At 41.4% G+C, this 15547-nt stretch carries 12 protein-coding genes; 5 read left to right on the top strand and 7 right to left on the bottom strand.

Annotation, left to right across the window (positions count from 1 at the left end; all coding sequences use genetic code 11):
* Positions 1-326: 326 nt before the first annotated feature.
* Positions 327-1826, bottom strand: a complete 1500-nt coding sequence (gene putP / locus JMX91_RS02035; RefSeq protein WP_201547442.1) for a sodium/proline symporter PutP — start codon at positions 1824-1826, stop codon at positions 327-329.
* Positions 1827-2283: 457 nt separating this feature from the next.
* Positions 2284-3156 (bottom strand): LysR family transcriptional regulator, encoded by an 873-nt coding sequence (locus tag JMX91_RS02030; protein ID WP_101205469.1) that lies wholly within the window; start codon positions 3154-3156, stop codon positions 2284-2286.
* Between the two features lie 374 nt (positions 3157-3530).
* On the opposite strand from JMX91_RS02030, the gene leuC reads away from it, so the two are divergent.
* The 5 genes from leuC (at position 3531) to JMX91_RS02005 (ending at position 9249) form a co-directional block, all read left to right on the top strand.
* Complete coding sequence (leuC, locus tag JMX91_RS02025) at positions 3531-4949, top strand: 3-isopropylmalate dehydratase large subunit (RefSeq protein WP_201547441.1); 1419 nt, start codon at positions 3531-3533, stop codon at positions 4947-4949.
* Positions 4950-5091: 142 nt separating this feature from the next.
* Positions 5092-5742: a 3-isopropylmalate dehydratase small subunit gene (gene leuD / locus JMX91_RS02020; protein WP_160020917.1), complete on the top strand. Its 651-nt coding sequence runs from the start codon at positions 5092-5094 to the stop codon at positions 5740-5742.
* A gap of 136 nt (positions 5743-5878) precedes the next feature.
* Positions 5879-6604: a hypothetical protein gene (locus JMX91_RS02015; protein ID WP_201547440.1), complete on the top strand. Its 726-nt coding sequence runs from the start codon at positions 5879-5881 to the stop codon at positions 6602-6604.
* Between the two features lie 55 nt (positions 6605-6659).
* Entirely contained in the window at positions 6660-7763 is a 1104-nt protein-coding gene (leuB, locus tag JMX91_RS02010) for a 3-isopropylmalate dehydrogenase (RefSeq protein WP_201547439.1), read from the top strand.
* A 364-nt stretch (positions 7764-8127) separates the two neighbouring features.
* Entirely contained in the window at positions 8128-9249 is a 1122-nt protein-coding gene (locus JMX91_RS02005) for a L,D-transpeptidase family protein (RefSeq protein WP_201547438.1), read from the top strand.
* Between the two features lie 260 nt (positions 9250-9509).
* On the opposite strand, the gene infA is transcribed toward JMX91_RS02005, so the two are convergent.
* The 5 genes from infA to JMX91_RS01980 form a co-directional block, all read right to left on the bottom strand.
* Complete coding sequence (infA, locus tag JMX91_RS02000) at positions 9510-9731, bottom strand: translation initiation factor IF-1 (protein ID WP_021814850.1); 222 nt, start codon at positions 9729-9731, stop codon at positions 9510-9512.
* 120 nt (positions 9732-9851) lie between these two features.
* Positions 9852-10685, bottom strand: a complete 834-nt coding sequence (truA, locus tag JMX91_RS01995; protein WP_201547437.1) for a tRNA pseudouridine(38-40) synthase TruA — start codon at positions 10683-10685, stop codon at positions 9852-9854.
* A 43-nt stretch (positions 10686-10728) separates the two neighbouring features.
* The gene (locus tag JMX91_RS01990) at positions 10729-11829 is read right to left on the bottom strand and encodes an asparaginase (RefSeq protein ID WP_201547436.1); all 1101 of its coding nucleotides are present in this window, start codon (positions 11827-11829) and stop codon (positions 10729-10731) included.
* Between the two features lie 163 nt (positions 11830-11992).
* Positions 11993-13648 carry a FimV/HubP family polar landmark protein gene (locus JMX91_RS01985; protein ID WP_201547435.1) on the bottom strand — a complete coding sequence of 552 codons (1656 nt, stop codon included), beginning with the start codon at positions 13646-13648 and terminating at the stop codon, positions 11993-11995.
* Positions 13649-13699: 51 nt separating this feature from the next.
* Positions 13700-15457: a FimV family protein gene (locus tag JMX91_RS01980; RefSeq protein WP_201547434.1), complete on the bottom strand. Its 1758-nt coding sequence runs from the start codon at positions 15455-15457 to the stop codon at positions 13700-13702.
* Between the last annotated feature and the right edge of the window lie 90 nt (positions 15458-15547).

Here is a 15547-nt window from a genome sequence, read left to right as displayed (position 1 = left end):
TGATGTCATCGAAGCTTTTCATGCTACCAGCCATCTGCTGGGCCAGTTTTTTAATGTCGTTTTGGTTAGTCATTGCTTATTCTCCTGTTAATGGATTATAAGCAGTTACACAGTTTTTAGGAAACTCCCGGATAATCTAGCGTAGTATATCAATCACGAAGCTATTAGATACTACTATCGCTGTTCATACAACTGTCTCACTTGCCGTAAGTTCTCTTGGTTTGATGCTGTAGTAGGTTAAATATACTAAATCGTTACTTATAAAAAAACCTCACCAATAATGACGAGGTTTTTTTATAGCAAGAAGCTTAAAACATTACGTAAACTTATTTGTTTAAGTTTAGCTCCATCTCTTTGTACTTAGCAGAAACTGAAGGTCTTGGACCACCAGTCATGATACTAACAGCAAAGATAGCGATAGTACTTAAGATAAAGCCTGGAACGATAGCATATAACCAGCTATTTAGTGCCATACCATCTACTTGGAAAGGACCATAAATCCATAGGATAACAGTCAAAGCACCAACAACCATACCAGCAACAGCACCATTACGGTTCATACCACGCCATGTTAAGCTAAAGATAACCAATGGACCAAACGCAGCACCAAATCCTGCCCATGCGTTAGAAACGAGGTTCAATACTGAGCTATCTGGGTTAGACGCTAGCATAATGGCTACGATAGCGACGATGATAACTGAGATACGACCAACCAATACCTGACGAGTTTCTGGTGCGTCTTTATCAAAGAATAGTTTGTATACATCTTTGGTTAGAGAGCTTGATACAACCAATAGCTGTGATGAGATAGTACTCATAATTGCCGCTAAAATAGCTGCTAATAGGAAACCTGAAACCAATGGATGGAACAAGAACTGAGTGAATACTAAGAAGATAGTCTCAGGATCATCCAACGTCATAGCAGTTTTTTGTACGTAGGCACGACCAGCAAAACCAGTCATTAGTGAACCAATAAGGCTCACAACCATCCAGCTCATACCGATATTACGTGCAGTCGGTACATCTCTCACTGAACGAATCGCCATAAAACGTACGATAATATGCGGCTGGCCAAAGTAACCTAGGCCCCATGCCATGAGTGAGATAATACCGATGACACTCATACCGCTAGTAACGTCTAAAAGGGTTGGATCGATGTTTCTAACCGCTTCTGTCGTAGCTGAAATGCCACCAAGATCAGTAAAGGCAACGACAGGTACGATTACCATGGCAAACAGCATGATAACGCCCTGTACGAAATCGGTCATAGATACCGCTAAGAAACCACCGAATAACGTATAAGCCACAACCACGCCAGCAGTAACCCATAGGCCAGTACTATACGATAGGTTGAGTGAGCTTTCGAAGAGTTTACCACCACCGACAAGACTTGCAGCGGTATAAACGGTAAAGAATAGAATGATGACTAATGCCGAGATGACGCGTAGCATGTGCGACTTGTCTTCAAAGCGGTTGGCAAAATAATCAGGTAGAGTGATAGCGTTGTCAGCCACTTCGGTATAAACACGAAGGCGAGGTGCTACGATGAGATAGTTTAATAATGCACCTAATGTTAAACCAAGCGCGATCCAAATACTGACCACGCCATCTGCAAACATATAACCAGGTAAGCCAAGTAGCAACCAACCTGACATGTCTGATGCACCTGCAGAAAGTGCGGTTACTGCTGGGCCTAAGTTACGACCCCCTAACATATAGCCTTCAGTATCATTGGCTTGCTTAAAATAAGCGTAAACACCAATCCCAATCATCACTAAGAAATAGGCGCCGAGTGATATCAGCACGCCACTAGAAACTCCGTTCATATAAATTGTCCTTAACCAACATGGTTGGCTGTAATTATTTTTTAACTATAAAAGTTCTGTCCTACAAGGCGATGTCCAAAACAATATTTAAAGACAAAAAAAGCCATTAATTAAGACATAATGGCTTTTTTCAGTATCTTCTGTAGTTATATATGATTGATGTCGTTCTATGGCTAGCACTCATATAGAGATAGAGAACAATGGGAATTTCGCATTCCACTTATCTATTGTTATTGCTCGCATCTGCTATTTGTATATGAGTATTAGCAACCTACACGATCAACCAAAACCATTAAACCTACTGTTAACCATCATATCTTACTAGAAGTATTCAATATATGACTATCAGTGTCCTTGTGGTAAATTTTTGTTATAAAAACAACGTCAAGCGTATTATAACGCATGAGAGTCACAAATGCGAATAGCTTAATTCTTAGACTGTTATAGTGAGCTCTTTTTATTCAATAGGCGCAAGTAAGTCTAGTAGGGCGGTCACGCTGCTAGATTGAGTTAATTTTGGATTGATGACCACACCTAAATAGCGTTGTAATTCAATATTGTCAGCCATATCGATACGTTCCAAATCTTGACTGACCATCGTTTGTGGTAGTACTGACCAACCAAGACCAACAGATACCAGCATACGGATAGACTCAAGAGGGTTGGTGCTCATCGTGGCATAAGGCTTCAGATTGTGCTTGGCAAACTCAGCCAAGGTAATCTGACTGGTAAAGGTATTGGCAGAAGGCAAAATGGCAGGATAGCGCGCTAACTGCTCCAACGTCACATTAGATTTAGTAGCCAAAGGTGATAGCGTACCCGTCATAAAATAAAGAGGGTCTGACCAGAGCGTGTGGTAGGTAAGTCGCTTATCGTAGACAGGTGGAAGCGTAACAAAGGCTAAAGACAAATCACCATCTAGTACTGCTTTATGAGCTTTTTCAGAATCTACGAAGTGTACTTCTAACTGAACAGCTGGATAAGCTTGAATAAAGTGTTTAAGGACAGGTGCTAAATGATGTAGGCCAATATGATGGCTAGTACCAATGACTAATTTGCCAGAAACGATATGCTGAGAATGCTGCAAGTTGATTTTAAAGTTCTCATAATCTTCCAGCCAACGCTTGGCATGAGGTAGCATTTCACTGGCAGCTTGAGTAGGTACAATTCCACGTCCTACCGTATCAAACAAGGTAATGTTAAACTCGTCTTCTAAGTTTTTGATACGTTTACTGACAGCAGGCTGCGTGATAAACAGCTTTTCTGCGGCGCCTGAAATGCTGCCAGTGTGCATAACGGTAACGAATGTCGTCAAGTTTGTGGTGTTCAAACGAATGTCCTTAGCTACTCTAGGAGCTATAAATAAAAGTTGGCTGACCCAATCACAACGTATTAGAAATAAAAGTTTGCGTCTGGTTAAAAATCATCAATTATTATTATAGGATTTGCCTGCTATAATCACAAGACATCGAGGCGTATTGTGACATATTTATTCTAAAAAATTGGCTATTTACCTTTTAAAACGTATTTTAAGCGTTAATTTTAGTCATATGTTGGGTCTCATAAAGAAATAATATTTAAATTTTAGATACGACAGTAATTATTAAACATTATAGATAGACATAGCATTTACATAGAATCTTAGCTTGGCAATGTGCAAATAAGTAAAAATTAAGTAATTAGTAACCTATAAAGGATAGCAACATGGCTGGTCAAACGTTATATGACAAACTTTGGAACGCTCACGAAATCACTAAGCGCGACGATGGTTCGAGCCTGATTTATATCGACCGCCACCTGTTGCACGAAGTGACGAGTCCACAAGCATTTGAAGGGTTGGAGTTGGCAAATAGAGCGCCATGGCGTCTATCGGCCAACATTGCCAGTCCAGATCATAATGTGCCAACCGTCACAAAAGAGCGCCTAGAAGGAGTGCCTGGGATTAAAGATAAGGTATCACGCTTGCAGGTTGTCACGTTGGACGATAACTGCACCAAGTTTGATATTGCTGAATTTACTATCAATGATGCGCGTCAAGGAATTTTGCACGTGGTCGGTCCTGAGCAAGGTTTGGTCTTGCCGGGTATGACAGTTGTTTGCGGTGACTCGCATACAGCGACCCATGGAGCACTTGGCTGTTTGGCTCATGGTATCGGAACCTCTGAAGTTGAGCATGTATTGGCAACGCAGTGTTTGATTCAAAAGAAATCAAAAAATATGCAAATCCGCGTCACTGGTCATCTTGGCACTGGCGTCACTTCAAAAGATGTGGTGTTAGCTATTATTGCGAAGATTGGTACAGCAGGTGGAACAGGACACGCGATTGAATTTGCAGGTCAAGTGTTCGAAGACATGAGTATGGAAGGTCGTATGACCGTCTGTAACATGGCGATTGAGGCAGGCGCGCGTGTCGGTATGGTTGCGGTTGATGACACGACGATTGACTATGTCAAAGGTCGTCCATATGCGCCAAGCGCAGCACAATGGGAACAAGCGGAAGCCTACTGGCGTACACTATATTCAGACGATGACGCGGTATTTGATACTGTGGTAGAAATCGATGGTAGTCAGATTGCACCGCAAGTATCTTGGGGTACATCGCCTGAGATGGTGGTAGATATCACGCAATCTGTACCGACACCAGATCAAGCCATTGATGAAGCTCAAGAAGAGGGCTGGTTACGCGCTTATACTTATATGGGGCTAGAAGCTGGTCAGAAAATTACGGATATCCAACTTGACCGTATATTTATCGGTTCATGTACCAATTCACGTATCGAAGATTTACGTGATGCGGCAGCGGTAATCAAAGGTCGCAAAGTTGCTGATAACGTAAAAGAAGCGATCGTTGTTGCAGGCTCTGGACAAGTGAAACTGCAAGCAGAGGCTGAAGGCTTGGATACGTTATTTACTGAAGCTGGTTTTGAATGGCGTGAGCCGGGCTGCTCGATGTGTCTTGCGATGAATGCAGACAAACTTGAGCCGCAAGAGCACTGTGCCTCAACGTCTAATCGTAATTTTGAAGGTCGTCAGGGTAACGGTGGTCGTACGCATTTAGTAAGCCCAGCAATGGCAGCTGCCGCCGCGTTGGCAGGTCATTTCGTGGATGTTCGTACGTTTTAAGACTGATAATAAGTAGCTGACATCATGCTCGTATTAACGATAAATATATGAGCATGATGTCAAAGATGGTAAAAACTTATTTACTGTTTAATACGCTTATCAAAATCATCAGCCAGCAAAAATATAATTGATAGGAAATTTTATGCAAGCTTATAACACCCAAACAGGTATCGTTTGTCCGCTTGATCGCGCAAACGTCGATACCGACCAAATTATCGCAAAACAGTTTTTAAAGTCTATTAAACGTACAGGTTTTGGCGTAAATCTATTTGACGATTGGCGCTATCTTGATGAAGGCTATCCTGGTCAAGACAACAGCACACGAGTCATCAATCCAGATTTTGTATTGAATAAACCGCGTTATCAAGGTGCGACTATCTTGCTAGCACGTAGAAACTTTGGCTGTGGCTCTAGTCGTGAGCATGCACCTTGGGCGTTATCAGAGTATGGTTTCCGTACGGTAATTGCGCCTAGTTTTGCTGATATCTTTTACAATAACTGCTTTAAAAATGGCATGTTGCCGATTGTGTTGGATGAAGCGATTGTAGATACGTTAATGAAGGCGACTTTTGATAACGAAGGTTATGAATTGACCGCCGATCTTGAGCGTCAAGTCGTCATCACACCAACTGGTGAAGAGTATGCCTTTGAAGTAGATGCTTTTCGCAAACATTGCTTATTAAACGGACTGGATGATATTGGTCTAACCTTGCAACAAAGTGATGCTATCAAAAATTATGAGCAACAAATGATGCAAAAAACACCGTGGATATTTAACGACGTAAGAGCATAGAGAGTCATTCTATAATCTACTGCTAATAAAATATGAGTAGTCGCAACGCAGCGTTGAGTTATGGCGGTGAACTGTCTAAAATGAAGAATAGTTTTTCACTACATTTTATTATCTCTCTTGAATAGTAGCCGCCATTATGAATACAAAACGTTATGCTCTATGGACAAGTACAATTGTTGCTGCAAGCTTATTACTGTCAGGCTGTCAGCTATTGACGGGCTATCAAAAAATAAATGAAGCAGAGAGTGCCGAGGCATGGGTAGGTAAAATTAAACCTATTGCTGGTGAAGTAAATATTGCCTGTGTGGGTACATATCATTGCGAAATTGTGCAGATAGATAAAACGCTCATTATTGCGCCCAACAGTCACGAGCCAATCAATCCTCAGATTATGACAACCTTACCACGTCAAGAAGGTATGGCAAAAACCTCGATGAATATGGATATGACACCACTCGTCAATAAAAACGCCATAAAAGTTGTGCCGTTAGCGCCTTCAAGTATGCCAGGATTGACCAACTACTATGCACGGGTCATGCCTGCTAAACACGAAGTACATGTTAATTTTTATCCAGAGAATAACATGGGCTATGTTGAACGTTTTGCGATGATTCATGACTTTACTGAAGCAGGTACCTATCAGTTACGTGCTTATCAAAAGCAGAGCAGCGAAAAATCAGGCAGTCTATTGGACACAGCATCACCTGAGCCTTTATGTATTGAGCTATTGCAAGGTACTCAAGTACAGCGCCGATTCTGTAAGCAACTAGACGCTGAGCATCAAGGCGAGTTTGTAGAGACGGGTATGGATAAAGCAGTAACATCAGCACCCAAAGCCAAAAAATGGCAGCATAAAATATGAGTATAAAAAGCTCAAAAATATAACCAACCAATAAAAAAATTCCAAAAGGATCAGTATGGCAACGATTTTAACATTAGCGGGTGATGGTATTGGCCCTGAAATTATGACCCAAGCCATTGACGTGCTCAAGGCTGTCAATGATAAGTTTTCACTTGATTTAACGCTTGAGTCTGGATTGATTGGCGGTGTAGCTATTGATGCAACTGGTGAGCCTTTGCCAGATGAGACATTGGCCCGTGCTCGCGCCGCAGATGCCGTATTGCTAGGTGCAGTTGGTGGTCCTAAATGGGATGCGATCGAGCGTAGTAAACGCCCTGAGCGCGGTCTATTGAAAATCCGCGGTGAGCTTGGTTTATTTGCCAACTTACGCGTAGCCAAGCTCTATCCACAGTTGGCTAATGCCTCAAGTATCAAACCTGAAATTATCTCAGGCCTAGATCTATTGATCGTTCGTGAACTGACAGGCGGTATCTATTTCGGTGAGCCTCGTGGTATTCGCACATTAGAAAACGGTGAGCAGCAGGGCTATAACACGATGGTGTATAGTACAAGTGAGATTCAGCGTATTGGTAAAGTTGCCTTTGAATTAGCAAAAACGCGTGCGCAAGCAGCAGGCACAGCAGCTAAGGTATGTTCAGTTGATAAAGCCAATGTATTAGAAGTTACCGAGCTGTGGAAACAGACAATGATCGAGATGCAGCAAGCTGACTATAGTGATGTGGCGTTATCACATATGTATGCTGACAACGCTTGCATGCAGTTGATTAAAGATCCTAAGCAGTTCGATGTCATGGTGACGGGAAACATGTTTGGCGATATCCTATCTGATGAAGCTGCGATGTTGACAGGCTCTATCGGGATGTTGCCATCAGCGAGCTTAGATGAGTCAGGTAAGGGCATGTATGAGCCGTGTCATGGTTCAGCACCTGATATCGCAGGACAGGATAAAGCCAACCCGTTAGCAACTATCTTATCTGTTGCTATGATGCTGCGTTATACCTTCAAGCAAGAAGCTGCAGCACAAGCAATTGAGCAGGCAGTCAGTGATGTGCTTGATGATGGTTTACGTACGCTGGATATTTTAGATAGCAGTGAAGCTGAACTTAAGCAGGTAGGCTGTAAGGAAATGGGTCAAGCGGTCTTGGCTAAACTAATATAAGTTAATTTGCGTTTAAAGGCTATTCCTATATAGCACTTTCCACAGGCTCATTTCGCATGTTATATACCCATAAGCTACCAAGTAGCTTATGGGTTTTTTATCGTTCATCTGTTAGCCAAGCTTATTTATAAGCGCCTTATTAACAGAGACGCTGTACAACAAAGCTCCTTTTAACATAAAGCTGTTATATGCTCACAAGGTAATATGACAATATTGATGACTCCTAAAAGACTTAAAATCTTTTACTTTTGGCAAAAATATAATAGTAAAAACCTAGATGACAGAGGTAAGTTCTAAAATCTAAAAAACTGTAGTATTTGAAAACTGAAAATAATAATAGAATTTTTTAAATGAGGAGTGTTACATGTATCAATTAACAAGAATCAGTAAAGCATTGACAGTGGTTAGTCTCTCTAGCTTGCTATTCATGGGGCAAAGCATCGCAGCAGAGACAACGGATAGTGTGAACGCAAGTAATAGCATCAAAGCTCCGGCAGAAGTCAGTCCGGTGACTAACGGCGTAAGTCAAAAGTTAACAGGAGATAGTAAGGCCGCGACTTCATTAAATAAGCTACTACCTACGATTAAATACACAACCGAGAATCTATCTGACAATGCAAAAAAAGTAAACAATGTCACCTGGACGGCGGATGCAGAGATCGATCGTAATATAGGAACAAAGCTGCAGGCTCTATTAAACTGGCATCATAACGGAGTAGGGCCTATTGATGGATACTGGGGCAAAAATACTCGCAAAGCCATGCAGGCGTTTCAAAAAGCAAATGGTTTAGACGTAACTGATACGTTGAACAATGAGACGTGGCAAGCACTGACCAAAAATGAGAAGCTTAAGACTCAACCAGTATTAGTCAGTTATCAGCTTACTGAAGCAGATGTGAATGTTAAAACCACAACCATACCTGCTGATTCTGTTGCCAAATCCAAGCTTGAGGGGATGTACTACGAAAGCATTACTGAGGCGTTGGCAGAGAAGTTTCATATTAGTGAAAAATATTTAAAATCGCTTAATCCTGATGCCAGTTTTACTGCTGGTGAAATTATCACGGTATATAATCCTGGCAATCCTAACACTAAGCCTGTGCATCGCGTTGTCGCTGATAAAGCCACTGAAACACTCTACGCATATGATGAGAACAATAACTTGATTGCTAGCTATCCGACGACAGTGGGTAGTACAGCGACACCATCACCAACAGGTACGCATACTGTCAAAGTAAAGGTGCACGAGCCCAACTATACTTATACGGCCGATGACGGTAGTAAGTCTATCATTCCACCAGGTCCTAACAATCCAGTAGGCTCAGTATGGATTGGACTTAGTAAACCAACTTATGGCATTCATGGGTCACCCGATCCTGCTCGTATCAGTCGTCAAGCATCAGCAGGCTGTGTTCGTTTGACCAACTGGGATGCGCTTAGTTTGCTCGGAGTAATAAAAAACGGCGCGACTGTTGAATTTAGTTAAATGCAGCAGTACTAAATCATAAAAAATGGACAAAAAAATACCGCTAAAATCTAGCGGTATTTTTTATGGTAAGTAGAAACAGTCAATACTAAATAACTAAAATATTGATAGGCAATAATGAGCAGATTAGCATTTTCATTATTATTATCAGTTTCACTACCCAAGCGTCATATCAGCTATCAGCGATAACGTAGCTATTCGGCTATTGGCTGTATCTTACCAATGCTAATACTTTCATAACCATATTGGTCAGTCAGTATTTAGTTTTTACCACGGTAGGTGATACGGCCTTTAGATAGGTCATAAGGTGTCATTTCAACTTTAACCTTATCACCTGTCAAGATACGAATATAATGCTTACGCATCTTACCAGAGATATGCGCGATGATTTCGTGCCCGTTTTCTAAACGAACTTTGAACAAAGTATTAGGAAGGGTATCAATGACTTCGCCTTCAAATTCAATAATATCGTCTTTTGCCATAATTTGTATCAATCAATTAAAAAATAAGCCCATATTATACGTAAGTTAGCGGATTAAAGCAATACGAACCTGCTTTTGACTTGACAGCATGTAAGTGATATGTATGCCAAACCATAACGCTTAATCAGGTAGATTTAACCAGACAGGCGTTAATGGCGCATCTGGCAATAAACTTTGGAAACGTTCAGGATAATAGGCATTGATAAAATACAATCCATCACCTGAAGCGGTAGGTGGTGCAATCGTCCGATCTTTTTTATGCAAAATCTTCAAAAAATCTGCTGGCTCTAGCTCATGTCTACCAATGGCATATAGTGTGCCCATCAAATTGCGAACCATATGATGTAAAAACCCATCTGCTTGTATATCAAATACGATAAATTGACCATGAGCAAAAAGGTTTGCATGGCTAATCGTACGCACTGGTTGATTGGATTGACAGGCTGCAGCACGGTAACTGCTAAAATCGTGTGTACCGACGATATCAGCTGCTGCTTGCTGCATGGCTTTCAAATCAAGCGGTTCATAGATATGAGTCACTTGATGATTTAGTATGGCAGGGCGCTGCGCTTGGTTGAGCGTAATATAACGATAGCGACGAGCAATGGCACCAAAACGTGCGTGAAAGTCAGCTGGCATGGGTTGTATCCAGCGTAGAGCAATATCATCAGGGAGTAGGCTGTTCACACCGCGTAACCAGTTATGAGTTGGGCGATACGCATGAGTCGTAAAATGGGCAATCATATTGCTCGCATGGACGCTGGCGTCAGTACGCCCAGCTGCGATGACTTCTACAGGCTCATTGGCAACTTTGCCGATAGCTGTCTCTAAGGCTTCTTGTACACCCAAAACCTCTCGTTGCCGTTGCCAGCCATGATAATGAGTTCCTAAGAACTCAATAGCAATCGCTAAAGTGTAGGTTGGTTCAGTTTCAATAATTTCAGTCTCAGACATTAGGGTTTCTAAACTTATAAAATGGGAATTAATTAAAAGTCGCTTAGCGCTTTTTGATGCTAGTGCCAGTTTGATTGATATTATTCAACCAACGCTGTCTGCGTCTTGCAGGACTATCATAGCGAAGTAGCAACCAAAGTAATCGGGCATAAATAGCAGGTATGGTCAAACGCCCACCAGCAATGACATGATGCTCGTACTGCCAACTGCCTGCTGCATAGCTATCGCTGACGCCGCCAAACGGACATTGGCTGGCTGATATCACCATATGTCCACGCTCATGAGCAAGGGTTAGTGTCTCTGCTAATGCAGCTGAATAAGGGATGTTACCGGCGCCAAATCCCAATACAATAATGCCACATGGTGGCTGCGACAATAAAGCTTGTAGCTGGTTGTTTATCATCGAAACATCGTTAGGTAGGCAATATAGCGCATGAACACTCGCGTTTTCAGCACGTGTTTGAATACTGGACAGCAAGTCTTGTTGGTCATCGAGCCAATGTTGCCTACGCGTGTCAGGTAGACTTTTTATATAGCTATTGGCTGGATAAGCGGCGCGGGAATGACCAGTAAATGCCATCAGATCATGGCTGTGAATTTTTTGTACCGTTTGAGCAGGCCATGATTCGCCGCTAAAACTAATTTTCACGCTTGATTCACCAGCAGCGGCTAGTTTTAATGAGTCGTTGAGATTGCCCCAAGCATCGCTATGTTCATCGATGTTATAGGAATGCAATATCTCACTGTCTAATAATGGACGCATACTTGCGGTCAAAACAATACAGATATCACTACCTGCAAACGCTTCTGCTAAAAATGCGCCTAAGTAACTCAACGTATCCGTGCCAGTGATGAGTACAAAGCGTCTATCACCTTTGGCATAAGCATTCAGGAGTAGTTGATAGAAATGGGTAAAATCGACAGGGGTAAGCTGGCTGCTGTCTTTGATCAGGGCGTTTTCCAACCATGAGACGGTCGGTAAGTTATTCGTACTGTCTTGCGCGGACAAAAGTTTTTGTAGAGTAGGCAAAAACACTTCTGCTGATAATGGCGCCAATGGTCTGCCATAGCTACCAAAGGTACCGCCAGCATAAATCAGTTGAATAGGATCGGATAGATTTTTGAGCATAACAGAAGATGGCATAGTATCAACACAGTAAACAAGTATGGAAGAAAAGAGGTGCTGGAGAATTGAGCAACGATGGCTAAAGGGTTCAATAATAGATAGTATTAGAGTTAAATGCAAAAAAAATCAGCAAGCATCCCGTGATTAGGAAGTACTTGCTGATAAGAGACTAGACTATTAACTACGCAGTACGTTCGAGTAATAGCTGTGCTTGCTGTTTCTGTTCACTATTACCTTGAGCTATCACCTCATTGAGTAGACGCTTTGCACTGTCATATTCACCCAGTTGCAGATATTGATCTGCCAAGTCTAACGTCACTTGATTACTGTCTAATGACTTTACGAAATCAAAATCTGCTGCGAAACGTGATGAAAAATCTTCTGCTGACTCAGTCTCTTGAGATGTGATAGGAGTGTCACTCTCAACTGGTGCAGCTGTAGAGGCTGGAATAGTGGTCGACGGAGCGTCAAATAGAGAATCAGCATCGTCAATATTGAAATCATCGTCTATCAGTGTATTGTCATCAAATCTCAATGGTGCAGCAGGTGCGACATTCGATTCTTCAACATCATTAACCTCGATATCATCATTGAGTAATGGTTCCTCAAGGTTAATATCTGTAAAGCTGTTTTCTTTAAGAGTAGTGTTTTCGGAGGTATTGTCTTCAAAGTCAATATCCTCAAAAATAAAGTTATCGATATCATCACTATTTGTTTCAGTAGTAGGTAGTTCATCACTTAAGGTAGTATCTATATTATCCGATGTATCTAGGTTATTTAGAGATAAAGCAAAGTCATCTTCACCGTTTTGGACAGTATCAATAGAGTGTTGTTCAGTGTTGACAGATACGTCATTAGTTATGACATTGTCTTTGTCTGAATCGGCTGCTAAATCATCGAAGTCTAAGATAAAATCTTCTTCTAGTGCTGCTTTCTCATTGTCATTATGTGAGAGGTTAGTGTCTATAGATGATTCATTCGAAGTATCATCAAATGAATCAAAGTCAAACTCAAAGTCACTAAGATCGTTATCTTCGTTATTACTAACATTATCGTTAGCAGAGCTCTCTAAAACGTAGTTATCTACATTGTCCAATAGTGGGACAGGTGTTTCACTGGTCGTATTAGGCGCATCGAAATCATTCTCTAAATCGCTGAGAGTCAGATCAAAGCTATCATTCGGATTTTCGGTAATAGGACTAACATTGCCGACTTTGTCTGATAACTCTAAGCTGTCGACAGGTTCATTTATTGCAGTATCGTCAACACTTTCTTCAGTTGACTGATGAGCTACTGCATTAGTACTATCATTCTGACTAATAGGCAGATCAAAATTAATACCGCCAAAATCATCATTGGCATTGTCCGTTACCAGTGTTTGCACAGCGGCAGGTTCTAATTCATCAAAAGATAGACTTCTTATCTCGTCTGCTTGAGCGATAGTCTGACTATCATTATGGGCTCTTATAGACTCATAAATATTATTAAAATCTTCTGGCTGATTTATCGTCGCGTATATGCTGAGTAGTTTAAGAGACAGTGCACTGTTATGAGGTTTTTCACTTAAACCACGTTTAATAGTTTCGATCGCCTTGTCATAGCGCTGCTGATCAATAAAACGCTGTGCAATAGTGATATGGTCAAATTTATGGCTATTGCTGACATTAGTGTGGGTAGGAGTACCATAATCTACTTTTTGTGATGGAGTAGACGTATCTTTTCTTGCACTAATAGGCGAAGGTGCTGACGATTTTTGCGCCTTATTTTTGCGCAAGAATAAAGCAGCCACTAACAAGATAAGCGCCAATCCGGCGATGATATATAGCATATTGTCCATAGTTATTCCTACGCCTGTGATCACAATCTAATGTATGAGTCAGTTAGGCAATTATTGATTGCGTAATTTTTCGAGACGAGCCTGTAGCTCAGCCAATTTTTGGTTTTGTAATTGAATTTTTTTAGTATAGCTACTAAGAGTGCTACTGGTACTTGATAATCGTTGAGCCTGTGATGCTGCTTGCTGCCGTGATGCTTTGAGTGTCTCTAATATATCTGTGCTCAAACCATTTCCTATGTTTGATGCCGCTTTTGCTTGAGTACCATCTGCATTGCCATCTCGCCCGGGCGCAAGCACAGAAAATTGTGCTTTTGATAAAGTCTGTGTTTTAGTTGTCGTGGCTTTTTCAGGGCGTTTTGCCGCTTGCGTACTTATAGAAGGTTTTTTAAAAGGTCTTTGAGCTGTTTTTTGCATCGCCGCTGTATTTGCTCTGCGAATATACTGTCTTTGTGCATCGATGGCCGCTTCTAGATTTTTCTGTGATGGTATGACATCGTAACTAGGTAAAATAAGCTTAGCATCTGCTTTTAATTGATCTGCGTCTTTATTGATAAAGGCATCGGGGTTTTGTGACTGAATTTGCTTCATCACGATGGAAGTATCTAGGTTATTTTCTTGCGCTATCTGCTGAGCAATAATCCATAGGCTATCGTTACGTTGTACTTGGTATTGATTAACTGTCGTACTATCTGTTGCTCTATCATTTGAAGACGCATTATTGATAGCGCTGTTAGGAGTTTTCGACGTTGCATTGCCAATAGAAGTTGCCACGACGCTAGTATCATTGTTCTCAGTATTGCTTGCTATGATGCTAGTAGTCGGAGTAGATACGGGTGATGCGTCAGCGTCCGTTTTTTTACGACTCGGCTGTATCTGCCGTGTGACTTGAATATTTAGAGTATCGAGTGGTTTATCAATCAATACTTTATCTAAAATTGGAGTGTTTTTAATACTTGCTTTGGCGTTATCATTGGCAATAACTTTCGTAGTTTCAGTGCTGTTATTTGCATTTAAGAAACTGCTATCTAAACGGTTCGCTGAACTAAGGCCGTTATCAGTCTTCTTTGCATTACTGCTAGAATTTTTTATATCAGAGCCGCTATTTAAGCGCCCATTATCAAGACGACTAGGCGCGTAAGTAAGATTGCTAGTCTGCGAAGTAGCTGTCACTGTCGGTGCTTGTATGTTAGACACTGCTCTAGAAATAGAAGAATCAACTGTTGCTATGTTTGCTAGAGTTGGTTTATTTGCAGCAGCGTTAGATACCGATATTAATGGCGGCGGTGCACCTTTTCTTACGGTTAACGGTTTTGCAGCACTTGCAGAAACACTTGGTAAATTAAGTTTCTGAGTGCCTTTGACACTATTTTTGGAAGCATTATTAATCGGTAGACTATCGTTTAACGGCATTAATAACGTTTTTGGTACAACATTTTGCTGCCCATTATCATTGATCGATAACACCAAATCAGCAAAAGGCTTGGACACAGGCTGTGATGTGCTGATTAACACCTGACCACTGGTCGCAGAAGTTGCTTGAAAGTGCACCTGCATTGAGTCAGTCGGTGTCAAGCCCATCTGTTGATAAATAACTGGATTGGCCAAGCTCGCTGAAAAATCAGCCGCTCGTATGTCGGTGACCACGATACTTGCGCTCAAAGGTTCATGCTGAGCTGAGCTAACCACGGTCTTACCAATAGTTGCCGCTTGTACGCTTGGAATAATAGCGGCCAAACCTACAGAATAAAGTAATGCCATCGATACCGCGCGATGTACAGGAGTCAAGCGACGAGATAAATGACAAGACATGAGCAGTCCTTTACAAAATAAGTTATCTTTGCTGTTATAACAAAGTACGGTTTAGTTTACCAGTTTATTTCACAACTGTTGCGTCCAATG

Origin of the sequence: Psychrobacter sp. Pi2-1, assembly GCF_904846645.1 — a bacterium.
Classification (GTDB): Bacteria; Pseudomonadota; Gammaproteobacteria; order Pseudomonadales; family Moraxellaceae; genus Psychrobacter.
The sequence above is the reverse complement of the archived record's forward strand: the minus strand, read 5'-3'. Positions and strand labels throughout refer to the sequence as shown.

Excerpts from the sequence above, each read along its gene's own strand:
- leuC (WP_201547441.1), top strand. The coding sequence starts at position 3,531 with ATGGCTGGTCAAACGTTATATGACAAACTTTGGAACGCTCACGAAATC.
- JMX91_RS01980 (WP_201547434.1), bottom strand. The coding sequence starts at position 15,457 with ATGTCTTGTCATTTATCTCGTCGCTTGACTCCTGTACATCGCGCGGTA.
- JMX91_RS01985 (WP_201547435.1), bottom strand. The coding sequence starts at position 13,648 with ATGGACAATATGCTATATATCATCGCCGGATTGGCGCTTATCTTGTTA.
- JMX91_RS02005 (WP_201547438.1), top strand. The coding sequence starts at position 8,128 with ATGTATCAATTAACAAGAATCAGTAAAGCATTGACAGTGGTTAGTCTC.
- putP (WP_201547442.1), bottom strand. The coding sequence starts at position 1,826 with ATGAACGGAGTTTCTAGTGGCGTGCTGATATCACTCGGCGCCTATTTC.
- JMX91_RS01990 (WP_201547436.1), bottom strand. The coding sequence starts at position 11,829 with ATGCCATCTTCTGTTATGCTCAAAAATCTATCCGATCCTATTCAACTG.
- infA (WP_021814850.1), bottom strand. The coding sequence starts at position 9,731 with ATGGCAAAAGACGATATTATTGAATTTGAAGGCGAAGTCATTGATACC.
- truA (WP_201547437.1), bottom strand. The coding sequence starts at position 10,685 with ATGTCTGAGACTGAAATTATTGAAACTGAACCAACCTACACTTTAGCG.
- leuB (WP_201547439.1), top strand. The coding sequence starts at position 6,660 with ATGGCAACGATTTTAACATTAGCGGGTGATGGTATTGGCCCTGAAATT.
- JMX91_RS02015 (WP_201547440.1), top strand. The coding sequence starts at position 5,879 with ATGAATACAAAACGTTATGCTCTATGGACAAGTACAATTGTTGCTGCA.
- leuD (WP_160020917.1), top strand. The coding sequence starts at position 5,092 with ATGCAAGCTTATAACACCCAAACAGGTATCGTTTGTCCGCTTGATCGC.